The 25,402-nt window shown below is 57.4% G+C and carries 18 protein-coding genes and 1 pseudogene; 4 read left to right on the forward strand and 15 right to left on the reverse strand.

Annotated elements, in window-relative coordinates; translation table 11 throughout:
• Positions 1–337: 337 nt before the first annotated feature.
• The 7 genes and pseudogenes from maeB to LJN55_RS16965 all read right to left on the reverse strand — a co-directional run bounded on the left by maeB (position 338) and on the right by LJN55_RS16965 (position 9,421).
• Positions 338–2,617: an NADP-dependent oxaloacetate-decarboxylating malate dehydrogenase gene (gene maeB / locus LJN55_RS16935; protein ID WP_227534909.1), complete on the reverse strand. Its 2,280-nt coding sequence runs from the start codon at positions 2,615–2,617 to the stop codon at positions 338–340.
• Between the two features lie 193 nt (positions 2,618–2,810).
• Positions 2,811–3,773, reverse strand: a complete 963-nt coding sequence (locus tag LJN55_RS16940) for a sugar-binding transcriptional regulator (protein WP_227534910.1) — start codon at positions 3,771–3,773, stop codon at positions 2,811–2,813.
• A 101-nt stretch (positions 3,774–3,874) separates the two neighbouring features.
• On the reverse strand, positions 3,875–4,732 hold the full coding sequence (locus LJN55_RS16945; RefSeq protein ID WP_159336151.1) for a phosphogluconate dehydrogenase C-terminal domain-containing protein: 858 nt from the start codon (positions 4,730–4,732) through the stop codon (positions 3,875–3,877).
• Positions 4,729–5,541, reverse strand: a complete 813-nt coding sequence (locus tag LJN55_RS16950) for a sugar phosphate isomerase/epimerase family protein (RefSeq protein ID WP_212815644.1) — start codon at positions 5,539–5,541, stop codon at positions 4,729–4,731. The genes LJN55_RS16945 and LJN55_RS16950 overlap by 4 nt, the downstream gene beginning before the upstream one ends.
• Positions 5,542–6,291: pseudogene (locus tag LJN55_RS16955) on the reverse strand (triose-phosphate isomerase family protein).
• A 32-nt stretch (positions 6,292–6,323) separates the two neighbouring features.
• Positions 6,324–8,084 carry a dihydroxyacetone kinase family protein gene (locus LJN55_RS16960; RefSeq protein ID WP_227534911.1) on the reverse strand — a complete coding sequence of 587 codons (1,761 nt, stop codon included), beginning with the start codon at positions 8,082–8,084 and terminating at the stop codon, positions 6,324–6,326.
• Positions 8,081–9,421, reverse strand: a complete 1,341-nt coding sequence (locus LJN55_RS16965; RefSeq protein ID WP_133845933.1) for an MFS transporter — start codon at positions 9,419–9,421, stop codon at positions 8,081–8,083. The genes LJN55_RS16960 and LJN55_RS16965 overlap by 4 nt, the downstream gene beginning before the upstream one ends.
• Positions 9,422–9,843: 422 nt before the next feature.
• On the opposite strand from LJN55_RS16965, the gene rpiB reads away from it, so the two are divergent.
• The 3 genes from rpiB (at position 9,844) to tkt (ending at position 13,600) form a co-directional block, all read left to right on the forward strand.
• Positions 9,844–10,302, forward strand: coding sequence for a ribose 5-phosphate isomerase B (gene rpiB / locus LJN55_RS16970; protein ID WP_133845932.1), 459 nt, complete (start codon positions 9,844–9,846; stop codon positions 10,300–10,302).
• A gap of 280 nt (positions 10,303–10,582) precedes the next feature.
• A complete protein-coding gene (tal, locus tag LJN55_RS16975) occupies positions 10,583–11,533 on the forward strand; it encodes a transaldolase (protein WP_200643943.1) in 951 nt (316 codons plus the stop codon).
• A gap of 66 nt (positions 11,534–11,599) precedes the next feature.
• Entirely contained in the window at positions 11,600–13,600 is a 2,001-nt protein-coding gene (gene tkt / locus LJN55_RS16980; protein ID WP_133845930.1) for a transketolase, read from the forward strand.
• Between the two features lie 45 nt (positions 13,601–13,645).
• On the opposite strand, the gene LJN55_RS16985 is transcribed toward tkt, so the two are convergent.
• From LJN55_RS16985 to LJN55_RS17000, 4 genes are all read right to left on the reverse strand, one after another.
• Positions 13,646–16,708 carry an efflux RND transporter permease subunit gene (locus LJN55_RS16985; RefSeq protein WP_227534912.1) on the reverse strand — a complete coding sequence of 1,021 codons (3,063 nt, stop codon included), beginning with the start codon at positions 16,706–16,708 and terminating at the stop codon, positions 13,646–13,648.
• Positions 16,705–17,847 carry an efflux RND transporter periplasmic adaptor subunit gene (locus tag LJN55_RS16990; RefSeq protein ID WP_227534913.1) on the reverse strand — a complete coding sequence of 381 codons (1,143 nt, stop codon included), beginning with the start codon at positions 17,845–17,847 and terminating at the stop codon, positions 16,705–16,707. Before LJN55_RS16990 ends, LJN55_RS16985 begins: the two co-directional genes overlap by 4 nt.
• Positions 17,848–17,930: 83 nt before the next feature.
• A complete protein-coding gene (locus LJN55_RS16995) occupies positions 17,931–19,127 on the reverse strand; it encodes a sensor histidine kinase (RefSeq protein ID WP_227534914.1) in 1,197 nt (398 codons plus the stop codon).
• The gene (locus tag LJN55_RS17000) at positions 19,124–19,819 is read right to left on the reverse strand and encodes a response regulator (RefSeq protein WP_133845926.1); all 696 of its coding nucleotides are present in this window, start codon (positions 19,817–19,819) and stop codon (positions 19,124–19,126) included. Before LJN55_RS17000 ends, LJN55_RS16995 begins: the two co-directional genes overlap by 4 nt.
• 121 nt (positions 19,820–19,940) lie before the next feature.
• On the opposite strand from LJN55_RS17000, the gene LJN55_RS17005 reads away from it, so the two are divergent.
• On the forward strand, positions 19,941–20,723 hold the full coding sequence (locus tag LJN55_RS17005) for a MipA/OmpV family protein (protein WP_227534915.1): 783 nt from the start codon (positions 19,941–19,943) through the stop codon (positions 20,721–20,723).
• Positions 20,724–20,897: 174 nt separating this feature from the next.
• On the opposite strand, the gene LJN55_RS17010 is transcribed toward LJN55_RS17005, so the two are convergent.
• The 4 genes from LJN55_RS17010 to LJN55_RS17025 form a co-directional block, all read right to left on the reverse strand.
• Positions 20,898–21,992, reverse strand: a complete 1,095-nt coding sequence (locus LJN55_RS17010; RefSeq protein WP_227534916.1) for a DUF1176 domain-containing protein — start codon at positions 21,990–21,992, stop codon at positions 20,898–20,900.
• Positions 21,993–22,134: 142 nt separating this feature from the next.
• Positions 22,135–22,716, reverse strand: a complete 582-nt coding sequence (nudK, locus tag LJN55_RS17015; RefSeq protein WP_159336142.1) for a GDP-mannose pyrophosphatase NudK — start codon at positions 22,714–22,716, stop codon at positions 22,135–22,137.
• 422 nt (positions 22,717–23,138) lie between these two features.
• Positions 23,139–24,587, reverse strand: a complete 1,449-nt coding sequence (ansP, locus tag LJN55_RS17020) for an L-asparagine permease (protein ID WP_133845922.1) — start codon at positions 24,585–24,587, stop codon at positions 23,139–23,141.
• Between the two features lie 351 nt (positions 24,588–24,938).
• Entirely contained in the window at positions 24,939–25,214 is a 276-nt protein-coding gene (locus LJN55_RS17025) for a YdgH/BhsA/McbA-like domain containing protein (RefSeq protein ID WP_133845967.1), read from the reverse strand.
• Between the last annotated feature and the right edge of the window lie 188 nt (positions 25,215–25,402).

Here is a 25,402-nt window from a genome sequence, read left to right on the forward strand (position 1 = left end):
TTTGGTTTTTTTAAGATTTGGGGTTTGACCTGGGTTTTGATGTTGAGGCGGCAATTAAGCTGCGCTGAGGAAGCGATGTGAACCAGGATGAACCGCCAGGACGGCGGTGAAAGGGCGTGTCGGCACAGGGATGTGACGTCACGAACGGTCCGTCGGTGAGCAACGCTTGCGAAGGCACCCGCTGAAAGCGGGCGCGGCGCCTGCCGCAAGCACGGGTCCCCAGGGCGGCGGCGACTGGCCACCCTGGGTCGCTCAGCCCGCGCAGCGGGAAAGCGAAACGCCCTTGACCTGGCCTTGACCTTGAGACGTTGACCTGGCCCCCAGGCAGGCCTGCGCCTTATAGCGGCGCGGTCTGCGCCTCCACCACCGCCAGTGCCACCATATTCACAATGCGCCGCACTGATGAAATCGGCGTCAACACATGGACCGGTTTCGCCATCCCCATCAGCACCGGCCCCACCGTTACACCGTCAGAGCAGGAAACACGCAGCAGGTTATAGCTGATACGCGCCGCTTCAACATTCGGCATAATCAGGATATTCGCCGAGCCTTTTAGCGGGCTGTCCGGCATCAGATCCTGACGAATGCTCTCTACCAGTGCCGCATCGCCGTGCATTTCGCCATCAATTTCCAGCTCAGGCGCACGGGCTTTTACCAGCGCCAGCGTGTCACGCATCTTACGCGCGGCAGGTGCATCCGAGGCCCCAAAGCTGGAGTGTGAAAGCAGCGCCACCTTCGGTTCGATACCAAAGCGACGCACCGTTTCCGCCGCCATCAGCGTCAGCTCAGCCAGCTGTTCCGGCGTCGGGTCTTCATTAACGTAAGTATCGGCAATAAAGGTGTTACCGCTCGGCAGCTCCAGCGCGTTCATCGCCCCGGCCACTTTCACGTCCGGACGGAAGCCAAACAGCTTCTCGACGATGTCGTAATGCTGCCGGTAATCCCCCACGGTGCCGCAGATCAGCGCATCGGCTTCCCCACGGTGAACCATAATGGCACCGATCAACGTCGGATTGCCGATCACATCACGTTGCGCCTGCTGCGGCGACACGCCACGGCGCTTCATGATCTGGTAATACTCGTTCCAGTACTCCTTAAAACGCGGATCGGATTCGTTGTTCACTACGTCGAAATCTTTGCCCGCTTCGATTTTCAGTCCCAGCTTTTGCAGACGCATCTCAATCACACTCGGGCGGCCAATCAGGATCGGCTTCGCCAGCCCCAGCGTCACCAGCTCCTGGGTGGCATGCAGCACACGCGCCTCTTCCCCTTCGGCCAGCACCACGCGTTTCGGATCTTTACGCGCCTGCGAGAACACCGGTTTCATAAACAGATTGGTTTTGTAGACAAACTCCATCAGCTTTTCGCGGTAGGCGTCAAAGTCAGCAATAGGCCGCCGTGCCACACCGGAATCCATCGCCGCTTTTGCCACCGCCGGGGCGATCTGCACAATCAGGCGCGGGTCGAAGGGTTTCGGGATCAGATACTCCGGGCCAAACGACAGCTCCTGGTCGCCGTAGGCAGAGGCCACTACGTCACTCTGCTCTGCCAGCGCCAGTTCGGCAATGGCATGCACCGCCGCCAGCTTCATCTCTTCGTTGATGGCGGTCGCGCCCACATCCAGCGCACCGCGGAAGATAAACGGGAAGCACAGCACGTTGTTCACCTGGTTAGGGAAGTCCGAGCGGCCCGTACAGATGATAGCGTCCGGGCGCACGGCTTTCGCCAGCGGCGGCAGAATTTCCGGTTCCGGGTTCGCCAGCGCAAGGATCAGCGGGTCACGCGCCATCCCTTTGACCATTTCCTGGGTCATCACTTTTGGGCCGGAGCAGCCAAGGAAAATATCCGCACCGTCAATCACCTCCAGCAGCGTGCGTTTGCCGCTGTCCGCCACGGCATACGCCGCTTTGGTTTCCGCCATCGGCGTTTCGCGCCCCTGGTAGATCACCCCTTTCGAGTCGCACACCACAATATTGTGTTTCTGCATCCCCAGTGCCACCAGCAGGTTAAGGCAGGCAATGGCAGATGCCCCCGCCCCGGAGACCACCAGCCGCACGTCCGAAATGTTCTTTTTCACTACCCGCAGGCCGTTCAGCACCGCGGCCGTACAGATGATCGCCGTCCCGTGCTGATCGTCGTGGAACACCGGGATGTTCATGCGCTCGCGCAGTTTCTTTTCAATGTAGAAGCACTCGGGTGCTTTAATGTCTTCAAGGTTGATGCCACCAAAGGTGGGTTCCAGCGCGGCGATCACATCGATCAGTTTGTCCGGGTCCAGCTCGTCCACTTCGATATCAAAAACATCGATACCGGCAAATTTCTTGAACAGTACGCCTTTCCCTTCCATCACCGGCTTACTGGCCAGCGCGCCGATATTCCCTAAGCCCAGCACGGCTGTGCCGTTAGAAATCACCGCCACCAGGTTAGCGCGGGCGGTGTAATTGTCTGCCGCCTCAGGATCGGCGGCGATCGCCAGGCATGGCGCGGCCACACCCGGTGAGTAGGCCAGCGCCAGATCACGCTGCGTGGCAAGGGGTTTGGTCGGGGAAACCTGAATTTTTCCGGGAACCGGGAATTGGTGAAAATCGAGCGCACTCTGTTTTAACTGATCGTCCATTAGCAGGATCCTTTTTTATGGTGGGGTACAACTGCTCAGTATAGGAGTGCCGGACGGGAGAAAAACTTGAGGGAGTGCATAGAATTGGCATTCAACGGATCGGGCGAGGCATGCCTCGCCCCTACGTCAGCCAGCGTGGGGGGCAGGCATTCCAGCCGGTCGTAGGGGTCAGGCATGCCTGACCCGTGGAAAACTACTTCGTCATATTCAACAGCGTACGAATGTTCTGTGCCGTGGTGGCAATAATATCAATCGCCCCGGTACGCAGCGCACCCAGCAATGCCATCGCTTTGGTGTTCTCCGAGGCGATAGCTATCACACAGGGGATTTTACGCAGCTCGTCGATGCTCAGGCCGATAACCCGGTCATTCATCACCGTATCCACATGCTGCCCCTGAGCGTTAAAGAAGTCATAACCCGCCACATCACCAATCACCCCCTGATTCAGGCTGGCATCGATAATCTCATGGGGGGTAAACCAGCCAAGTTTGACCATATAACTGTTTTCATTCATATCACCGATCCCCACCAGCGCTACATCGGCTTTACGTGCGCGATCCAGCGTCTCTTTGATGGTGCCGTTCAGCATGAAAGCTTCTTTCAGCGCGCGGTCTTCAACATAGGCCGGGGCATAGAGCGTTTCACTGATACCGCCGAACTTTTTCGCCAGACGGCGACTGATGTGGTCAGCATTGATGGCATCACCGGGGCGGTGCGTCCCGCCAATACCGCTAATAAAGTGGCAGTTACGCGTGGGAACACTGCCGGGATGGTCAGCAACCGCTGCCACGTTACGCCCCTGCCCGACCGCCACCACCGCATTATCTTTCAGTGACTGTGACAGGTGCATCGCGACCAGCGCCGCCACCTGACGGCGCTGCTCATCCTCGTCATGATGATCGAGGGCAATCAGCGCACGTTGTAATGGGAAACGTTCCAGTAACTGCTGCTCCAGCCGGGTACTGAAGACCGGGTGATAGCGCACGTTGATTTCAACGATGCCCTCTTCTTTGGCTCGCTTTAACAAGCGCCCCACTTTAATGCGGGAGATACCAAATTTACGCGCAATCTCTTCCTGGGTAATTTCGTCCTGATAGTATGCAACGGCAATTTCCGTCAGCAGTTCAGTGTCCTGAGATAGCGTGTTTTTTTCCATCCGGGCAGTCGTCTCTTCTCGTCGGTTTCGGTAGCGAGCGCGGCAGCCAGTGCCGCGCCTCAGGCAACAATTTATACCATTTTACGCTATCCGACAGAGGATTAACGACGGATCGCGTCAATTTTGAGCATGCGCGCAATCACGATATCCAGTTCTTTCTCCTCGAAAATCTGTTTCCAGTCGGGCTTAACGATCTTCTCGCGGCCATACTCCATCGCAATCATGCAGGCATCAGAGAACGGGTTAGTGGCGCGGAATGCCACTGCCAGCGCGATCTGAATATGGCCGTACAGCATTGCTTTTGCCGCCTCTTCCGGCACGCCGGAGTGTTTAACCGTCTCATCCAGCGCCTCTTTCATAAAAGCACCGACCATACAGGCTACGGTTTCCACCAGCGTGGGCTCAAGATACGCCAGCTGTTTAACCGTCACCCAGTGTACCTGCTCAACCGGGCCATACATCACGCTGATCACCTTGCTCAGTTCACTCTTCTGCGCATCGCTGCCGCTTTCAAACGACGCCGCCACATGCTGAATGGCAGCCACGCCACCGAAGGCATCGGCGTGTTCTTCTTTGGTATAACGGTCAAGGAATACGGAAGGATGGCACGGATGGGCCACGGCGTAGTGAATGCCCTCGCGCAGCGCAATCAGATTGGCATAAGCCGCTGCCGGGTCCAGCGTTAACAGCGTGGCACCGTTTTTCATCAACGGCACCACACCTTCAGAGACTTTGCCCAGCACAATATCCGGCACCGCGAGGATCACCACATCACTGTGCGGCACCACGGATTCCGTGCTGGACAGCTCACGCCCCTGCCCGGTGACCTGCTCCTGGGCCTTCGGCGCACTCTCACAGTAAAACACCTGATAGTCGCTGCGCTGCAAATTCGCCGAAATGCGCATGCCCATTTTGCCGCCCGCGCCAATCACGGTGATGGTGGTTAATTGTGTGCTCATACTGACTCCTGAAGTTGTTTGTGACGTAAAAAATCAACGCTCTGTTGCGTCCACTCGGCTTCCCGCTGGCAGGTGCTTTCGGCATCCTGCTGCCACGGCAGCCAGTGTTCGACGATCTGATTAATGCCACGCTCTGCCGGACGCACCTGGTCTATCAGCAGATCGTAATCAAGCAGCCCTTCGCCCAGCGGGCAACCGGTCAGCGTGAAACCGACCCAGCCCTCCTGGCGGCTGAAAGCAAAATCTTTAATATGCAGATTGAGCACCCGGTGCGCGGTGTTTGCCACCACCTGCTGGGGGAGTTCGAGAGCGGCGACGCAGTTTGCCGGGTCCAGGCACACGCCCAGGTAATCGGAAGGGAAACGATCGATCACCGACATCATCTGCGCGCTGTTGACCTGCTCGTAAGTCTCCAGACACAGCCGAACCTGCTGGCGTTCAAACGCGGGCAGAATGCTTTCAATCAGCGCGGCGGCTTCCGGCAGCGTTGGACGATGGCTGGCACTGTTAAACATCGAACGGATCACCGTCACCTGTAACACCTGTGCCAGGTGCAGATAACGCTGTAAGTGGGCGGTTTGCAGACCGCGCGTTCCCAGCTCCAGCTCGATGCCCAGCGTATCGGCCTGCTGACGCAGTGTGACCAGCTCGGCATCGCTCCAGCTTTCGATCTGCGGATAATCACAGATTTGAAACAGCGTCACGCCCATATCGGCGGTCTTTTCCAGCATCTGCGCCAGCGTCATCGGAACGGATACACGCGCCGAGGCACGCCAGAAAAAGGCATAGGTACTCAGACCAATCGCCATTTATGCCTCCTGCCGCTGAGCGCTGTGGGCCAGTGCGGCGGCTTCATCAATAATCTGTGCCAGCGCATCGGGTTTGTGGGCGAAGCGCCCGAGAAACAGCCCGCTGACCTGATGGCCAAGACGACTCAACAGCCCCGGCCCGGCGCTGCCACCGTAAATCACGCGAATGTTGATATCGCCCGCCAGATCAAGCTGGCGCAACCCGGTACACACCTCACCGATAAAGGCATCCGGTGCAGGCGCAGGCGCACCAATCGCCCACTGCGGTTCCCAGGCCAGCACCACATCACCGCTCAGCTGTTGCTGACGCGCCTGACTCAGTGCCGCGCTTAACTGATGACGGCAGATCGCTATCGCCTGCTCACTGCTCAGACGTTGTTCTTCCCCCAGTCACAGTACCGGGATTAACCCGTTACGCAGCGCTGCCGCCAGTTTCCCCGCCACCTGACGGTCATCTTCGGCAAAATGGCGACGACGTTCCGCATGGCCGACCTCCACATAGCGACAGCCGATTTCAGCCAGCATCGGGCCACTGACCTCACCGGTCCAGGCCCCGCTGTCCTCCCAGGCCAGATCCTGTGCCCCCACGCTGACTGCCGTATCAGCAAAAATCTGCTTCACCGCCGGAATAGCGGGGAACGCAGGCAGAACGAACAGCCCCACCTCACCGCTGACGATCGCCGGATGCTGACGAGCCAGCTCTGCCACCTGCTGGCTCCAGGTCAGGGTTTGTTGATAGCTGAAATACATTTTCAGGCTGACGCCCAGTGTGATGCGCGCGCTCACTGACTGACCTCCTGAAGGGAGAGTGTCGCAGGGGCACTGGCCTGTAGCTGCACCAGCACTTTATTGACGATCAGCGCCAGCGAAACGGCCCCGGCATCTGGCGTGCCCAGGCTCTTCTCAGCCAGTGGACGGGCGCGGCCCATTTTCGGCAACAGCTGCGCCGTCTCTTTGGCGCTTTTGGTCGCCTGCTGTGCTGCCGCCGCCCAGGCATCAATCAGCGTGTCACCTGCGGCCACGCGGGCACTCAGGCACTCGCTGAAAGGCACCAGCACATCGACCATGGTTTTATCGCCCGGCTTCGCTTTACCGAAGTGCATAATCCCCTCTTTGGCATGCTGCACCCCCAACGCAACGCGCCGGGCATTCGGGGTTTTAACATCCCCCAGCGCCGTGCCAATCGCCGTCAGCAGCACGCCCCAGAGCGCACCTGAAGTGCCTCCGGCTTTGTCCGCCCAGGCATCGGCGGCGCGGCACAGCAGCGTTCCGGCACCCGCCTGGCGCTGCTGCATCTCACGGGCTTTTTCCAGCGCCCCCAGCGATCCGCGCTCCATACCGATTCCGTGGTCACCGTCTCCGGCAACCGCATCAATACGCCCCAGTTCAGTGGCATGTTCTTCAATCACTTCAGCTATCGCAGTGACCACCGACACGACACAGGTGGCCGCCTGCTGCGAGGCCGCGCTGGCAGTGGGCACCACATCTACCTCGGCGAGGATCTGCTCAGCAGCATCCAGCGGTTCCGCCATCAGCACACTGCCTTTACGGAAGGCCGGAGCATTGGCCGGGGCACGCCACAAGGTTTCCAGTTCATCGTCCAGCCACATCAGCGTCAGCGAGGCACCGGCCATATTAAAGCTGGTCACAAACTCACCCACTTCCGGCTCCACCACCTGCAACCCTTCCGCCGCCAGCAGTTGTGCCACGCGGCGATAAACGACAAACAGCTCTTCATATTTTACCGAGCCGAGGCCGTTGAGGATCGCCGCTACCCGCTGCCCTTTACGCTGCGTAATCTCTTCCGGGCACTCCTTCAGCAGACTGCTGACAAACAGTTCTGCCAGCGTATCTGCCGCGGGTATATCGCATTCGCGGATGCCCGGCTCACCGTGTATCCCCATTCCCAGCGCCATGGTGCCGTGCGCCACGCTGAACAGTGGCTGTGTGGCCCCCGGCAGGGTACAACCGGAGAACGCCACACCCAGAGAGCGCGTGCGATGATTCGCATGGCGTGCCAGACGCGTGACCTCGGCAAGCGAGTATCCTGCCTCAGCCGCCGCGGCTGCGGCCTTAAACACCGCCAGATCGCCCGCCACACCACGACGTTTTTCGCGCTCGGACAGCGCCGCACTGGAAATATCGTCTGTCACTGCCAGCAGTTCGCAATCAATGCCTTCGGCTTTCAGACGTTCGCTGGCCTGACCAAAATGCAGCACGTCCCCGGCGTAATTACCAAAGGCCAGCAGAACGCCCCCGCCATTGTCCGCCGCACGCGCCACGTTGTAGATCTGCTGGGCTGACGGGGAAGCAAACAGGTTACCCATCGCCGCCCCGTGCGCCATGCCCTGCCCGACCAGGCCGGAAAACGCCGGATAGTGGCCGGACCCGCCGCCAATCACCACCGCCACACATCCCGCAGGGCTGCGGGTGCTGCGCACCACGCCCCCCGGAACCTGACGGACTTTATCGGCATTGGCCGCGACGAAACCCTCAATCAGCTCACTGGCGAAAGCAGAGGGTTGATTAAACAGATAGGTCATTGGGATGGCTCCTGTGTAATGGGGGCAGACTGAAATCCAGAACGTTTGGCGTTAAGTAACAACATCAGCAGTGCAGAGAGCAGCATGAAGCCCCCCACGACCATCATGGGAACGGTGTAGGCTCCGGTGGCGTCATGCAGCATTCCGGTGAGGTAGCCCGCCGAGAAGCCCGCAACGTTACCGAGGGTGTTAATCAGCGCGATGGCTGCCGCCGCAGACGCGCCGGTCAGAAACTGCGTTGGCAGCGTCCAGAAATTCGGCAGTGCGGCAAAAATCGAGCTGGCCGTCACCGCAATCACCAGCATGGTGGCCAGCGGAGATTCCATATAGAGCGCCAGCGGTACGCTGATAGCCCCGGTCAACGCAGGCAGTGCGATATGCCAGGTTTTGCAGCCGCGACGGGTTGCATCGCGTGACCAGAAGAACATCACGATGGCCGCCACCAGATACGGCGCTCCGGTAATCAGCCCCTTCTCGATGACGTTAAACGAGGTGCCGAACTGCTGCTGGAAGCCAGAAATAATGGTCGGCAGGAAGAAAGCCAGCGCATACAGACCGTAGATAAAGCCGAAGTAGATCAGGCACAGTAGCCAGACGCGGCCGTTGGTCATCACGCTACGCAGGCTGGCATGCGCGGTGGAGCCTTTTTCACGCTGCTCTTTTTCCAGCGCCGTAGTCAGCCACTCTTTCTCTTCTTTATTCAGCCATTTTGCATCACGCGGGGAGTCCACCAGATAGAACCAGGCCACGATGCCGATAATAATCGCCGGAATGGAGACACCGAGGAACATCACCCGCCAGCCGGAGAGGCCAAACAGACCGTGCTGTTCAATCAGTGCGGCAGCCAGCGGCGCACCCAGCACCACCGTCAGCGGCTGTGCGAGGTAAAACAGGGACAACACCTTACTGCGGTGTTTAGCCGGAACCCACATGCTGAGGAACAGGATCGCCCCCGGGAAGAAGCCCGCTTCGGCAATCCCCAGCAGCAGTCGCAGGGTATACAACCCTTCAATACTGCTCACCCAGGTAAACAGCAGCGAAACGATGCCCCAGCTGACCATAATGCGCGCCAGCCATTTGCGTGCGCCGTAGCGATGTAAGGCCAGGTTGCTTGGCACTTCCAGCAGGATGTAACCAATAAAGAAGATGCCGGACGCCAGGCCAAACTGCACCGCACTCAGCCCGAGATCCTGTGTCATGCCGTTCGGTCCGGCGAAGGAGATCGCCGTACGGTCAAGGAAGTTGATGAAGAACATCAGTGCCACAAAGGGCACCAGCCGCAGCGAGACTTTTCGAATAGCGGATTTTTCAATCGCCTGTGGATTAAGGGCAGTCATACGGCACCTCCGACAGACTGGAACAGAATACTGGTGAAATGACTCTGGCAATGACGCACCAGATCAGGGGTAGGCAGATGGCAAATTTGACGCATGGTTGAGTCCTCAGTGGGTCTTCTTGTGCATTGCATCAATGCGTGAACAAATGAACACTATATGGATTAATGTTCATTTCCCAGCATGCAAAACGAAAACTGTGACGGATCTCAAAACCTTTAATTTTGCCATTTAGCGGCAATAATAGGCAAAACCAAGCGCCATAAGGAAAAAACCAGCAGAGAGAAGAGGCATACTGAATAAAACAAAAGAACATCTATTGAACATATGAACAAAAATGCGTTAGGGTAAAAGTGAATCGTTGCCGGAGATCCTGATGATTCACCGGGATCCGGCGGCCCTGTTATCTCAGCGGGAGTAACCCTATGTCTTCTATCGCAATTGGCGCCGACGATGCGGCACTGGAATTAAAAAACCTGATCAAGCAGCTTTTGCAGGAAAAAAATATCGACGTCAGCGACTACAGCAATGATGCACAGTCCAGCAGACCCCTCTATCCGGATGTCGCCTGGACGGTGGCCAACGCCATTCGAGAAGGCAAACATCAGCGGGGAATTTTGATTTGCGGAACCGGGATCGGCATGGCGATTGTGGCGAACAAAGTGCCGGGCATCCGTGCTGCACAGTGTCACGATACTTACTCTGCAGAGCGTGCTCGCAAGAGTAACAATGCACAGGTGATGACACTGGGTGCACGCGTCATCGGCCCGGAGCTGGCCCGAAGTATTGTGAATAGCTGGCTAAATGCTGAATTTGAAGGGGGCGGCTCAACGGAAAAAGTCGAGAAAATCAGCTATTACGAGCAGAAAGTCGGCGAAAAGTAATCTTTAAGTGCGGCGCACCCCCTCTGCGCCGCCGCGTTTTCCCTGAGCTGCTACACTTAATCGTTGTGCTATTTTTGCTGCCAGTAGACTGGCCCATTGGGCGAACCCATCGCAACAATCAGAGAAAACGCATTCCCATTGTCGCGGGTCTGATGCAATGTTTCGCCTAAGAATACTCAGCCGTGTCGGGTACAGTTGTTGCGTCTTGCCTGTGTGAAACAGCCGCAACACTGCGTCACGGTTAAACTTGCATCACAGATTGCTTATCAAGGAGCTTTAGATGAACCAGCTAGACGCACTGAAACAATTCACCACCGTGGTGGCTGATAGTGGCGATATTGAATCCATCCGTAACTACCATCCGGAAGATGCCACAACCAACCCGTCTCTGATCCTGAAAGCCTCCGGCCTCGACGCCTACAAACATCTGATTACTGACGCCATCGAGTACGCCAAAAAACAGGGCGGCAGTAAAGAAACCCAGATTATTAATGCCAGCGATAAAGTGGCGATTAACCTCGGTCTGGAGATCCTGAAAAGTGTTCCAGGCCGCGTGTCTACCGAAGTGGATGCACGCCTCTCTTTCGATCGCGGGATGTGCGTGACCAAAGCGGAAAAGCTGGTGAGAATGTATGAAGAACACGGTATCGACCGTTCACGCATCCTCATCAAACTGGCTTCCACATGGGAAGGCATTAAAGCGGCTGAAGAGCTGGAGAAAAACGGTATTCAGTGCAACCTGACCCTGCTGTTCTCCTTCGCTCAGGCCCGTGCCTGCGCCGAAGCCGATGTGTTCCTGATCTCGCCATTTGTTGGCCGCATCTACGACTGGTACAACAGCCGTAAACCGCTCGACCCGTACGTGGTGGATGAAGATCCGGGTGTGAAATCCGTACGCAATATCTACGACTACTATAAGCAGCATCGCTATAACACCGTCATCATGGGTGCCAGCTTCCGTAAAGTTGAGCAGATCCTGGCCCTGGCGGGCTGCGATCGTCTGACTATCGCACCGAATCTGCTGGAAGAACTTCAGGCCAGCAATGCGCCGGTCGAACGTAAACTGACGCCGTCCACTCAGGGCTTCCACCAGCCAGCGCCGCTGTCTGAAGCGGAATTCCGCTGGGAACATAATCAGGACCCGATGGCGGTAGAAAAACTGGCCGAAGGTATCCGCCAGTTCGCCATTGACCAGCAGAAACTGGAAGACGTGCTGGCTGCACGTCTGTAATTCCCCTCTTATCTCTGTCTCCCCGGGCGGATCGACGATCCGCCCTCATGCAATCAGGAGGAAGCAATGTCTTCACGTAAAGAACTGGCAAATGCCATCCGCGCGCTCAGTATGGATGCGGTGCAAAAAGCCAAATCTGGTCATCCGGGTGCACCAATGGGTATGGCCGATATCGCTGAAGTCCTGTGGCGTGATTTCCTGCATCACAACCCGAACAACCCAGCCTGGGCTGACCGCGACCGCTTTATTTTGTCTAACGGCCACGCCTCAATGCTGCTTTACAGCCTGCTGCACCTCAGCGGCTACGATCTGCCGATGTCCGAGCTGAAAAACTTCCGCCAGTTGCATTCAAAAACCCCGGGTCACCCGGAGTTGGGCTACACGCCGGGTGTGGAAACCACCACCGGACCGCTGGGCCAGGGCCTGGCGAATGCGGTCGGTCTGGCGATTGCGGAACGGACGCTGGGCGCACAGTTTAACCGCCCTGACCATAAAATTGTCGATCACCACACCTACGTGTTTATGGGCGATGGCTGCCTGATGGAAGGTATCTCCCATGAAGTCTGCTCACTGGCGGGTACGCTGGGGCTGGGTAAACTGATCGGTTTTTACGATCACAACGGCATCTCGATTGATGGTGAAGTGGAAGGCTGGTTCACCGACGATACCGCACAACGCTTTGAAGCCTATCACTGGCATGTGATCCGCGATATCGACGGCCATAACCCGGATGCGATTGCCAACGCCATCAAAGAAGCGCAAAGCGTCACCGACAAACCGTCGCTGCTGATTTGTAAAACCGTAATTGGTTTCGGTTCACCGAACAAAGCCGGTAAAGAAGAAGCGCACGGTGCTGCGCTGGGCGATGAAGAAGTGGCACTGACACGTAAAGCGCTGGGCTGGAATTATCCGCCGTTTGAAATTCCGAAAGAGATCTACGCTCAGTGGGATGCGAAAGACGCCGGAGCCAAAGCGGAAAAAGCCTGGGATGAGAAATTTGCTGCCTACAAAGCGGCCCACCCTGAGCTGGCCGCAGAATATACCCGTCGTATGACCGGGGGCATGCCGGAGAACTGGCAGGCGGAAACCCAGAAGTATATTGAACAGTTGCAGGCCAATCCGCAGAAAATCGCCAGCCGTAAAGCATCGCAAAACGCGCTGGAGGCCTACGGTCCGCTGCTGAAAGAGTTCCTTGGCGGTTCTGCTGACCTCGCCCCGAGTAACCTGACCATCTGGTCCGGCTCGAAGTCGATTAAAGAGGATGAAGCCGGAAACTATATTCACTACGGCGTACGCGAATTCGGGATGACGGCGATTGCCAATGGCCTGGCGCATCACGGTGGCTTTATCCCGTATACCGCCACCTTCCTGATGTTCGTCGAGTATGCGCGTAATGCGGTGCGTATGGCCGCGCTGATGAAGGCGCGTCAGATTATGGTCTATACCCATGACTCCATCGGTCTGGGCGAAGATGGCCCAACGCACCAGCCTGTCGAGCAGATTGCCAGCCTGCGCGTGACGCCGAACATGAGCGTCTGGCGTCCGTGCGACCAGGTGGAAACCGCCGTGGCGTGGAAACATGCCGTCGAGCGTCATCATGGTCCGACCGCGCTGATCCTGTCGCGTCAGAACCTGGCACAGCCGGAGCGTACTAAAGAGCAGCTGGCCAATATTTCACGCGGCGGTTACGTGCTGAAAGACAGTGACGGCACGCCGGAGGTGATCCTGATTGCCACCGGTTCCGAAGTGGAAATCACTCTGGGCGCAGCCGACAAGCTGAGCGCCAGCGGCCACAAGGTGCGCGTGGTATCGCTGCCGTCTACCGATCTATTCGATGCCCAGGATGCGGCCTACCGCGAATCCGTGCTGCCTTCCGGCGTCACGGCGCGTGTCGCTGTTGAAGCCGGTATCGCTGATTACTGGTACAAATATGTTGGCCTGAACGGTGCCATCGTCGGGATGACCGGCTTCGGTGAATCGGCCCCGGCCGAGAAGCTGTTCCCGGAATTTGGCTTTACGGTGGAAAACATCGTCAGCCATGCCGAGGCGCTGCTCAAACCGCATTAATTCCTTTCCAGTCAAAAAGACAAAACCGCCGCAAGGCGGTTTTTTTTATGCTTTCGGCACCACATCGTCTTTGATCACCAGGCTGAGACAGGCAGGCAGTACCGTCAGTGTCACCAGCGTTGCTACCAGCAACCCGCCAATGATGGCATAGGCCATCGGCCCCCAGAATACCTGTTCGGCTATCGGGATCATCCCGAGAATTGCCGCACAGGCGGTCAGCATGATCGGGCGAGATCGATGCTGCGCGGCAGCGATAATCGCCGGCTGTTTTTCCATCCCCCGCCCAAGGTTACTGTCTACCTCACCGATCAGAATCACCGCATTACGGATAATCATCCCGGCCAGCGCAATCATGCCGAGCAGTGCCACAAAGCCCATCGGCGTGCCGGTCGGTAACATCGCCAGCACAATACCAATCAGCCCAAAGGGTGCCATCAGCAACGCCAACAGCATTCGCGAGAAACGCTGTAGCTGAATCATCAGCAGGATCAGCATCACAAACAACGTCACCGGCAAGACGGCAAACACCGAGGTGTTCCCCTTATCCGATTCAGCCACCGAGCCGCCTTCGTCAATCCGGTAATCAGGGGGTAACGACGCTCGCAGTTGCGTGACCGAGGCCGCCAACTGTTGCGATACCCCCTCCGCACGCAGGCCCGGTGCCAGGTCAGTCTGCACGGTGATGAACGGCATACGCTGATGGCGCCAGATCACCGGATCCTGGATGCCCCAGCGAAGCGTTGCCACCTGACTTAAGGGCACCTTCATGCCGCCGCTGGTGGTCAGTTGCAGGGAGGAGAGCGTTGTCAGGTCCTGACGTTCCCGGTCATTGGCCCGCAGCATCACATCCACCTGCCGGTTACCGTCGCGGACTGTCGTCACCACGCTGCCTGACCAGAGGGTATTCAGTGCCGTGGCAACGCTTTCCGAGGAGACACCCGCCGCCCGTGCCGCCGTCTGATTGATAATCAGAGTAATGACGCGCTCCGGCTCCCCGGCGGTCAGATTCACTTCACGGGTGAGCGTACTGTCGCCAAGGATCGCCGCCAGTTGCCGGGCAATGGACTGAACCTGATGGTAGTCCGGCCCGCTGACGCGGTACTTTATCGGCCAGCCGACTGGCGGCCCCAGTTCGAGCGGCGACACGCGCGTAGCGATATCACTGAAACCCTCCGACAGAATCTTCTCTAACTGCTGTTGCAGCGCTTCACGATCCTCAAGGCTCTTCGCCACCACCACCAGCTGGGCGGTGTTTTCATTATCGAGTAATACATCCATCGGCAGATAAAAACGGATCGCCCCGGTGCCGATATAGCTGGACAGGCGATCGATGTGAGGATTGCCGCGCAGCGCACGCTCAAGCCGCTCGGTCTGGCGTTCGGTTTCTGTCTGTGAGGCGTTGCCGGGTAGCGTCAGGCTCACCAGCAGCTCAGGACGGTCGGACGCCGGAAAAAACTCTCCCTGCATAAAGGTTGTTCCCCAGGCAGCCAGCACCAGTAACGTCAGCGCGGCGGCCACGGTTTTCAGCCGGTGCCCCAGTGCCAGCGTCAGTAAGCGATGATACCCGCGCGCCAGCCGACCCGGCCCGGCCTGATGTGACTTAAGGGTGGCGGGCAGCAGCCAGGTGCCGATCAGCGGAGAAAACAGGATAGCCACGACCCAGGAAGAGAGCAGCGCGATCGTCACCACAACGAACAGAGAAAAACAGTATTCTCCCGCGCTGGAGGCGGCAAACCCGACCGGGATAAAACCGGCAATCATCACCAGCGTACCCGTCAACATCGGGAAGGCGGTGGTTTGAAACGCGTAGCTGGCGGCCTTCCAGCGGCTGTCTCCCGCTTCCAGCCGCGACACCATGCTTTCCACGGTGATCATCGCATCATCCACCAGCAGGCCGAGCGCGATAATCAGCGCCCCCAGTGAAATGCGCTGTAACCCGATCCCCGCCAGCATCATGCCCACAAAGGTCATCGCCAGCACCAGCGGGATCGCGGCAGCCACCACCAGGCCGGCACGCATACCCAGCGAGAGAAAAGAAACCGCCATCACGATAACCACCGCTTCCGTCAGCACCCGGGTAAATCCACTGACGGCCTGCTGTACCACGGTGCTCTGGTCGGCCACCCTGACCATCTCAATGCCGTGCGGCAGCCCGGCCTGAATCGCCGCCATACGCTGGTTTACCGCCTCACCAAAATGAATCATGTTGCCGGTAGCCGCCATGGATATCGCCAGACCGATGGCAGGTTGGCCATTGACCCGAAAGGCAGCAGCGGGCGGCTCTGCCACCTGTCGGGTGACGGTGGCTATCGCGCTAAGGGGAATATAACGATCGCCGATATGCAGCACGACAGCCTGCAGACTCTGCGCAGACCCCAGTGCCCCCGTCACGCTCAGCGCGATATTCTCCCTGTCGCTGCGTATTTCCCCGGCGGGTACCACCGCATTCTGCGCGCGGATGGCCTCGGTGACCTGCTGAAGGTCAATCCCCAGCCCCGCCATTTTACGCGGCGAGAAGGCAATCACCATTTGCTCTTCCTGCACACCCGTCAGCGTGATTTTGCCGATATCCGGCAGCGACATCAGGTTACGACGAATGTCTTCAACCCGGTCGCGCAGTTCGCGCAGGGAGAAGCCTTCCGCGGTGAAACCGTAAATCGTGCCAAACGTGTCATCAAACTCGTCGTTCACCTGGGGCGTCTGCACGCCCTGGGGAAGTGAAGGCGTTATATCCTGCACTTTTTTGCGCACCTGATACCAGATCTCAGGCACTGATGCAGGGGGCGTATCATCGCGCAGGTTAACAAAAATCACGGACTGCCCGGCACGGGTTTCACTCTCGACATAATCGAGATAAGGAATTTCCTGAAGTTTCTTCTCCAGGGTATCCGTAACCAGATTGACCGTATCTTTTACATCCGCACCCGGCCAGGACGCCGATACCACGGCGGTTTTGATGGTAAACGCCGGGTCTTCATTGCGCGGCAGTTGTTCATAGCTGAAGATACCGGCCGCCATCACCAGCAGCATGAAAAAGACGATCAGCGGCTGATGCTGTAAGGCCCAGGTGGAGAGATTGAAACGCGATGTCGGAATGTGCGGGATCATTGGCCCTCCTCCAGCAGCGTCACTTTTTCACCGTCACGCAGTTTACTGACGCCTGCCGTCACCACCCGTTCTCCCGGCAGGATGCCCGCCGTTACCGCAATGCTGTTCACGTCAGAGTTCCCCAGGGTGACCGGACGTAGCAGCACGCGGAGGTGGGTACTGTCCACCACGAAAACGGCGGGCTTATCCCCCAGCCGGGTCAATGCTGACGCTGGCAGTGCGATGCTGCGTTGCCCCTGCTGCTGCCACGCTGCCTGCACACTGGCCCCCAGCGCCATGCTTTCCGGTGGATTCACCAGCGTCACGCGCACGCGCCAGGTACGCGTTTGCGGGTCGGCCTGTGGGCTGACATCACGCAGATGTCCCAGGGTTGTCACAGCGGGATCGGCAAGCAGTGAGATCTGTACAGGCAGTGCGCTGTTTGGCGTCAGCGCATGCGGATCGCTGACATCAAAGATCGCATCGCGATCATTGCCCGCAGCGAGGGTGAACACCGCTTGTCCGGCACTGACGACCTGCCCCGGCTGGGCGCTGACCGCGGTGATAATGCCGTCCGAGGGTGCCGTCAGGCGCGTCCAGCTCAGGCTGTCCTGGGCATTTTTAAGCGCCGCTTCGCTGCTCTGTCGTTTGGATAAAGCAGCCTGCCAGTCTGAACGCGCCGTATCCAGCTGAACCCGGGCGATAGCCCCGGTTCGCGTCAGCGTGGTCATCCGCTGCACATTCAGTGCTGCCACCCGCTCCGCCGCCTGGGCGCTGGCAAGATCGGCGCGCGCACTGCCCAGCTGATTCAGGCCCGTGCTGTTATCCTGCATCGCCAGCAGCTGTCCTGCCTTCACCTTGTCCCCCACATCCACGGCACGTGACAACATGCGTCCATCCAGGCGAAACGCCAGGGTCGTTTCATCGTGAGCCCTGATCTCCCCGGTCTGCGACTGCACGCTGCCGGAAAGCGACGCCGGTGCCACCACATAGCGCACCGGACGTGCCAGAGGCGCAACGGTTTTCTCATTGTCGCCACAGGCAACAAGGAGAAACACGACGGGCAGTGCCATGAGCCACAGCCAGAAGAGGGATAACCGCCCCGGGAGGTTGAGATGATGCAGTATCTGACGGGCGTAATCGGTGAAGGTATCGGTCATAGCACTATTCCTGAACGGTAATCGCCTTATTCAATCGCGCGACTGTCCAGATTTGCTGCACGTATTATCAAGAAATCGTCAATTCAGGCGATTTTTATTCCCACCTCCGGCGTGGCAAAGGGTAAATGCAGGCTGATCATCAGCCCGCCTTCCGCCGGTAATGAGGCCACCAGCTGCCCGCCACAAGCTTCACAAATTGCCCGGGCTATCGACAGACCCAGCCCACTGCCGCCTGAGTGTCGTGCCCGCGACGAGTCAGCCCGGGCAAATCGTTCGAACATCAGCGGCAGAAATTCCGCCTCCACGCCCGGCCCGCGATCGCGGAGGGTGATCAAATAGCCCTTTGGCTGGCGCTGAACATCGATATCCAGCACCTTGCCTTCGCCCGCATAGCGCAGGGCATTTTCCATCAGAATGGTAAAGACCTGCCCCAGACGAAACGGATCTCCGCGAAAAGGCGCAGGTGCGGCCGCTCTGACAGGCATATTCATCCCAGCCGCTTCCGCCTGCGGTTTCATCCATATCACGCGCTCGCGCAGCAGTTCGGTTAAATCAAAGGTACTGAGGGTGAACGACAGTTGTCCGGCATCGGCAAGCGATAACAGATGCAGCTCATCCGTCAGACGGTTCAGGTGCTGAAGCTGTTTCATCACCATGTTCAGCTGGCCCGGGTCCGGCTCAAATACGCCGTCTATCATGCCCTGAAGGCGCCCTATCGCAGCCGTCAGCGGCGAACGCAGCTCGTGCGCCATCGCAACATGGGAGGTGCGCAGCTCACGATCGTAACGTTCAAGCTGCTGAGACATAAGATTAAAATCGTGGGTGAACTGCGCGAGTTCCGCCGGGGCGTTTTCCACCGTCCCTGCCCGCGTACCAAACTCACCGCGTGCCACCGATCGTGCGGCCGCTGCCAGGCGACTGAACTGTTCGGACAGCGGCCGCGCGGCGCGCAGCCCGAAGATAATAATGACTGGCAGCGCAATCACAATTAAGGTCGCCAGCGTCAGCCAGTCGGATGAGGCGATGTCGGGCATCGAATAACCGATGCCCCAGCCGGCATCGATCAGTTGGTGAAAACGGGCAATATCCCGTTCCGGATGTTTCAACAGGACGGTCAGCTCCGCGCGTTGAGAGGCCGTCATATGGTTGAGCACCCAGTATTTCTGGATAACAAAACGCAGCCACATGCAGAAGGCGATTAAGACAACGGATCCCATCGCCAGCGCCAGGATCCTCATGCAAATCCAGCGCCACAGGCTCTGTTTTTTTTGCTGGCTCATGGCTGTCTGAACCGGTAACCCACGCCGCGCACGTTATGCAGGACATCCGCAATACCCGCATTTTCCAGCTTTTTACGCAGGTTATACATATGCGTATCGACCACGCGCTCCAGCGCTTCGCTCTCGGGAAGACAGCGTTCCAGCAGCAGCTGACGAGAAAAAGGATAGGTCTGTGACTGCATCAGTGTGGTGAGCAATGAGAGTTCGGTCGGGGTGAGTTCCAGACCGGTCACCTTGCCTGCCCCGTCTCTGACAACGGCGGTGAGCGATTCAACATCAACCTCCAGCCCCTGCCAGCGCAGGATCTCTTTGCGCGGAGTAAGGTTTGATGTACGGCGCAGCACCGCCTGAACGCGCGCCACTACCTCACCCGGGTTATACGGTTTTACCACGTAGTCATCGGCCCCATAGCGTAGCGCGCCAATTTTATCCGGCGTATCCCCCATCGCGGAGACCATGATCACCGGAATATCCCCTTTACGGCGCACGGCGGCCAGCACCTCTGTGCCATTCATGCCTGGCAGCATGATATCAAGCAGGATCAGGTCCGGCTTCCAGCTCTGCGACAAATCCAGCCCGGTGACTCCGTCGCTGGCGATAGCGACATGGTAATTCTCCCGGCGTAAATAGGCTTCCAGCACGTTAGCCGCATCCGCATCATCCTCAATAATCAGTACGCGTTTCATCTGCATGACATCACCTTGACTGTTTCTTCATAAAACCCTGGCAGTAAATTGACACTGCCTGTTCATCATTCGGTATCAGATGTGCGGCCACTTATGAGCCGTGATGATTCGGTGCTGAGGAGCGACGATGATAACCAGAAAATTTACCCTGTGCATTAGCTGTCTTGCCGTCATGAACATCAGTCTTATCGCCCGCGCCGCCGAGCCGGACCCGAAAAGCCTGACTCTGGGTATCGGGGCAACCAGTGCGCCGCGTTACAGCGGTTCCGACCAGCGCCAGTGGCAGTTTGTGCCGGTGATACAGGCTCGCGATGGCGCGGTGTTTTTCGACTCGCAAAAAGGGCTGGGCTACGACCTGCAGACCGACTCGGGGCTGTATCTGGAGCATACGCTGGGCTACAGCCTGGGGCGTTCGGATAAAAATGCCTCATGGCGCGACGGGTCTGACAAACTCAAAGGGATGGGAAATATTGACGCCGCGCTGAATACGGCGGTGGCCGTCGGCTGGACGATTGCGCCGTGGCTCTCCGTGGAAGGCAAAGCAACGCTGCCGTTGAGCGACAGTCAGGGCGTGCAGTATCAGACATCCGTGACGCTGATCCCGCTGCAAAATGAAAGCGATACCCTCGCCTTTCAGTCCGCCGCGCTGTTTGGCGACAGTCGCTATATGAATACGTTTTACGGCGTCAATGCGCAGCAGAGTTCACGCAGCGGTTACCGCCACTACGCTGCACCCGGCGGGCTGTATGGCGTACAAAACAGTCTGACATGGGGACACCAGTTTACCCCGCAGTGGGGCACCACGCTGGTGGCGGGCTATACCTGGCTCAGTGACCACGGCGCCGACAGCCCGATTGTGTTCCGTCGTAATGAAGCCACCGCGACGGCTGCTATCACTTACACGTTTTAGTGACGATGAAGGGAACGAAACGCCGCCCCTCACGGTTTGAAAATTTTCTGACCGATTACGATATCCGCTTTGTGGCGTGTATTGTGGGGGGCATTGTTGTCGTTCATCTCATCGTTTATTACTTGGTAGCATATGGTGCCAGGTAATGGCCGCACAGGGAGTTCGTTTGTGTCATCACTCCTGCTGCATCTCCACCGAGGCGTTCTGCTGTGGCGGAACGCTTTGACTCTCATACAGCATCGGCCACTGGTCGCTGCTGTGCCAGGCATCACAGGTACTTTCCTGCGCATATTCTGCCAGCACAAACTGGCGGCCATTATACTGCCAGCGCGTGGCCACACCGCAGTCGCCCAGGCCACGATCTTTACTGAAGGTCAGCAGCTCACCGCGTGCTGCATCAAAATCGGCATTCACCAGCTCCAGCTGATTATCCGTGCGCTCCGGCGGAGAAAACGGCAGCGTCAGGGTAATGCTTTTCGACACATAAGGCTGACTGCGCGAGACTTCAAACGCCAGGTCAATAATGTTGTAAGCCCCCATTTCACAACTGACCAGCAGCAGTGCCTTCTCATCACTGAGCGGTGAAACGCTGACTTCGCGCCGCAGTGGGTTGAGCGAGCAGCTGTCGTTGTTAATCCGCCAGGTCGCAAAATCAATCAACCCGGTGGACTCTTCCTGCGTTAACGCCTGAGGTGCATGCGGCGGTGCGCTGACCTGCGGCAATACCGGGGCAGGAGGGACGTTGTTGGCCGCACGGTCACCGCGCTGGATCCAGGCACTGGTGCTGTTAATACGTCCCTGCACTTCATCCATCAGTAATAACGCGGCTTTCAGGCCATGCAGAGAAATAATCGCATCCGCGCGGTAGAGCAGTTGAATGGTATCTGCATCCATCACCTGGGCGAGGAATTCATCAATTGAGATGCTGTGGGTGGTGCGCAGATGGTGCGGCTCAACCTCCCAGTGTTTGAGGTCGAGCTTTAACCGCTGCCCGTCCAGCAACAGGTTATCCTGCAATGCGCCGCCGGGCAGCTTGCCGCTGAAACGGTTGCCGTAATCCATGCGCAACTGTGCCGGGGCATCGCTGCCCGCATCCCGCTGTAGCGTCATTGCCAGGCCATTGTTTCCCGGAATACTGCGCACTTCGCAGCTGTTGAGGTTATTGCAGGTGATCTGCCAGTCAGAAAAGGTCTTCTGTAACGGCTGCGCCTGCACAGAAGCCGCACAAGAGAGCGAGAGTAGCCATAACCATTTCGTCCAGTAAGACATTGATCGATGAGGTCCCTGTTAGGTCATCCAGCAAAAAAACACCATCACGGACAATCCGTGTACAGCATTCATCATGCGCAGATCCTGCCAGTGTCTCAATCGGATTTATCGGACAGTCACCGTTGTCGGAGAGCGTGCAGATTCAAATAAGATGCAGCCAGCCCACCAGCAGCGCATGCTGCAACAGGGTAACGGTTTTCCCGTCTTTAATGCGGCCATCTTTCACCATGGCCCAGGCCTCCGGAAAGGTGACTTCCAGCACATCAATATCTTCGTCATCAATCCCGCCACCCGCGTTTTCACGCCGGGCATCGCTGTACTCAGCGGCAAAGAAATGCACCATCTCGGTGACGCCGCCCGGTGACATATACAACTCGAACAGCTTTTCCACGTCACCCACGACATAACCGGTTTCTTCAATCGCTTCGCGACGAATGCAGTCTTCTGGTGAATCATCGTCCAGCAATCCCGCACAGGTCTCAATCAGCATCCCGCTGGGATTGCCATTCACCCAGGTGGCAATACGAAACTGACGCGTCAGCACCACGCTGTTTTTATCGCGGTTATACAACAGGATGGTCGCGCCATTACCGCGATCGTAAACTTCGCGTTTGTGACGCAGGGTGGTGCCATCTTTGGCGGTGAGATCGTAGGTAAAATTACGCAGAACGAACCAGTTCTCGGACAGAACTTTATTCTTGATGACGTCGATCTTGGCTGACATACAGGCCCCGTGGTGATGCTTAAGGAGCCTGCTATCTTAGATCGCAATAACCTGGAAAACTATCTGAAACGGGTCAGGCATGCCTGACCCCTACGTGCGTTGAGATGTGGGGCCGTGGCATGCCTGACCCCTACGTGCGTTGAGATTGTGGGGCCGTGGCATGCCTGACCCCTAAGTGCGTTGAGATTGTGGGGCCGTGGTATGCCTGACCCCTACGTGCGTTGAGATGTGGGGCCGTGGCATGCCTGACCCCTAAGTGCGTTGAGATTGTGGGGCCGTGGTATGCCTGACCCCTACGTGCGTTGAGATTGTGGGGCCGTGGTATACCTGACCCCTACGTGCGTTGAGATGTGGGGCCGTGGCATGCCTGACCCCTAAGTGCGTTGAGATTGTAGGGGCGTGGCATGCCGCGCCCGTTAAGATTAGTGGTTTTGTTCTTCCTGAGCCAGAGCATGAACACGCTTACGCGCGCCAAACCAGCCAAGGACCAACACCACGGCAATCAGGGGGATCGCAGCGATAGTGTAAGTGCCGTTCGGGTAGTCGAACGCCATCAGCACCAGCACGCTGAACAGGAACAACAGCGTTAACCAGGAGGTAAATGGCGCCCACGGCAGCTTGAAGCTGACATCTTCAGCCTTGCCTTCTTTGATCGCTTTGCGCAGACGCATCTGACACACCACGATAAAGGCCCAGGAAGAGAGGATACCCAGCGCCGCCACGTTCAGCACGATTTCAAAGACGCGTGAAGGGACCACGTAGTTGAGGTAAACACCAATGATGTAAACACCGATGGTCACCAGAATACCCATATAAGGCACCTGCTGGCCGCTCATTTTAGACATGAACTTCGGTGCAGATCCGCCCATCGACATCGAGCGCAAGATACGCCCTGTTGAATAGAGACCCGAGTTCAGACTGGACAGTGCCGCACTCAGCACCACGATATTCATGATGCTGCCCACGTAAGGCACACCCAGCTTAGAGAAGAAGGTAACAAACGGGCTCTGCCCTGCCTGGTAGGCATTCCACGGCAGCAACAGTACCAGCAGCACCACGGAACCGACGTAGAACAAACCAATACGCCAGATCACGCTGTTGATCGCTTTTGGCAGCATGGTTTTCGGGTCTTTACATTCCCCGGCCGCCGTTCCCACCAGTTCAATTGAGGCGAAAGCAAAGACCACGCCCTGTACTAATACCAGTGCCGGCATCAGACCATTCGGGAAGAAGCCGCCGTTATCGCTGATCAGGTGGAAACCGGTCGCGTTACCATCCAGCGGCTTACCGCTGCCGAGGAACACCACACCGACAACCAGGAAGATCACAATCGCCAGCACTTTAATCAATGCAAACCAGAACTCCATCTCGGCAAACCACTTCACGCCGATCATGTTCATAGTACCCACAATGGCTAACGCACCGAGGGCAAACACCCACTGTGGCACATCACCAAATGCGCCCCAGTAGTGCATATACAGTGCAACGGCGGTGATATCGACAATACCGGTCATTGCCCAGTTGACGAAATACATCCAGCCCGCAACATAAGAGGCTTTTTCACCGAGGAATTCACGGGAGTAAGAAACGAAACTGCCGCTTGATGGGCGGTGTAATACCAGTTCCCCCAGCGCGCGCAGAATGAAGAAAGAGAATATACCACAGACCAGATAGACGATGGCCAGTGCAGGCCCGGCGGCTTGCAGACGGGAACCGGCGCCCAGGAACAGCCCGGTACCAATCGCACCACCGATGGCAATCATCTGAACGTGGCGATTGTCCATCGCTTTATGGTAGCCAGAATCATGAGAGTTTAACCAACGTCGTTTTGCTGCGCGTTTTTCAGCGCCAGATTTCTTTTCAGCGTTCATTTTCTATCCTGTTGTCCTGTCCACAATGTGATGCGGCACCCTGTCCCGGGCATCCTGTATTCTTATAGGCCAACCAAACGATTGCGTAGCATGATGCATCGCTGGTCGATCCGCCTGTCTGCTGTAGTTTTATTCATGACACAAGCAGGAAAATCGCGGCGATGCATCCTAACCGTTCTGATTAATTGACGCAAAAAATCCACGCTGGAAATCGTGAGCTTTTGTAATTTTTGTCGGATGGCGCATAAAAAAACCGACCACAATTTGCGGTCGGTCAGTGAAAACACTAAGAACTACACAGGGACATACAGGGGACTACACAGGGATTACTGGGCTGGGGTAAAACGGGTCTTAACGATAAATCTCGGCGTTACCGCTCCACTGGCTGGAATCGCCGGGAGTATTAACACCAATCACGCGATAACTGCTGGCACCCATCGCATCGGCTTTTTTCGCTAACTGGTGAGTGGCATCATCCAGCGAGCCTCTGACGCCTGAAATGGAAACGGTGCCAATGCTTTGTAAGTTGGTCGCCTGGCTTTCATCGACCTGCGTGGCCGCCAGGGTTGAAAATGAGGTCGCAGCGAGCAAGGTCGCCACAATCAAAGCGGGGAAAGACTTGTTCATCATGATGCTCCTCAATGCGTTAATTAATCATGTAGTGACGGGATTGATTATTACCGATTCAATGAAAAGCAGAGTGAGCATTCAGTAAAGGCATTAAAACATTGTTGACGTAGAGCGTTTACGCGCCAAGAAACGTAAAGGAGTATGTCAAAACCCCGGGGATGTAACCGCCCATGACACGCCCGGCG

It is taken from the genome of Erwinia rhapontici, assembly GCF_020683125.1.
Lineage (GTDB): Bacteria > Pseudomonadota > Gammaproteobacteria > Enterobacterales > Enterobacteriaceae > Erwinia > Erwinia rhapontici.

Bases quoted from the DNA above. Each gene is read 5' to 3' on its own strand.
- maeB (WP_227534909.1), bottom strand. From the start codon at position 2,617: ATGGACGATCAGTTAAAACAGAGTGCGCTCGATTTTCACCAATTCCCG.
- LJN55_RS16940 (WP_227534910.1), bottom strand. From the start codon at position 3,773: ATGGAAAAAAACACGCTATCTCAGGACACTGAACTGCTGACGGAAATT.
- LJN55_RS16945 (WP_159336151.1), bottom strand. From the start codon at position 4,732: ATGAGCACACAATTAACCACCATCACCGTGATTGGCGCGGGCGGCAAA.
- LJN55_RS16950 (WP_212815644.1), bottom strand. From the start codon at position 5,541: ATGGCGATTGGTCTGAGTACCTATGCCTTTTTCTGGCGTGCCTCGGCG.
- LJN55_RS16960 (WP_227534911.1), bottom strand. From the start codon at position 8,084: ATGACCTATCTGTTTAATCAACCCTCTGCTTTCGCCAGTGAGCTGATT.
- LJN55_RS16965 (WP_133845933.1), bottom strand. From the start codon at position 9,421: ATGACTGCCCTTAATCCACAGGCGATTGAAAAATCCGCTATTCGAAAA.
- rpiB (WP_133845932.1), top strand. From the start codon at position 9,844: ATGTCTTCTATCGCAATTGGCGCCGACGATGCGGCACTGGAATTAAAA.
- tal (WP_200643943.1), top strand. From the start codon at position 10,583: ATGAACCAGCTAGACGCACTGAAACAATTCACCACCGTGGTGGCTGAT.
- tkt (WP_133845930.1), top strand. From the start codon at position 11,600: ATGTCTTCACGTAAAGAACTGGCAAATGCCATCCGCGCGCTCAGTATG.
- LJN55_RS16985 (WP_227534912.1), bottom strand. From the start codon at position 16,708: ATGATCCCGCACATTCCGACATCGCGTTTCAATCTCTCCACCTGGGCC.
- LJN55_RS16990 (WP_227534913.1), bottom strand. From the start codon at position 17,847: ATGACCGATACCTTCACCGATTACGCCCGTCAGATACTGCATCATCTC.
- LJN55_RS16995 (WP_227534914.1), bottom strand. From the start codon at position 19,127: ATGAGCCAGCAAAAAAAACAGAGCCTGTGGCGCTGGATTTGCATGAGG.
- LJN55_RS17000 (WP_133845926.1), bottom strand. From the start codon at position 19,819: ATGCAGATGAAACGCGTACTGATTATTGAGGATGATGCGGATGCGGCT.
- LJN55_RS17005 (WP_227534915.1), top strand. From the start codon at position 19,941: ATGATAACCAGAAAATTTACCCTGTGCATTAGCTGTCTTGCCGTCATG.
- LJN55_RS17010 (WP_227534916.1), bottom strand. From the start codon at position 21,992: ATGTCTTACTGGACGAAATGGTTATGGCTACTCTCGCTCTCTTGTGCG.
- nudK (WP_159336142.1), bottom strand. From the start codon at position 22,716: ATGTCAGCCAAGATCGACGTCATCAAGAATAAAGTTCTGTCCGAGAAC.
- ansP (WP_133845922.1), bottom strand. From the start codon at position 24,587: ATGAACGCTGAAAAGAAATCTGGCGCTGAAAAACGCGCAGCAAAACGA.
- LJN55_RS17025 (WP_133845967.1), bottom strand. From the start codon at position 25,214: ATGAACAAGTCTTTCCCCGCTTTGATTGTGGCGACCTTGCTCGCTGCG.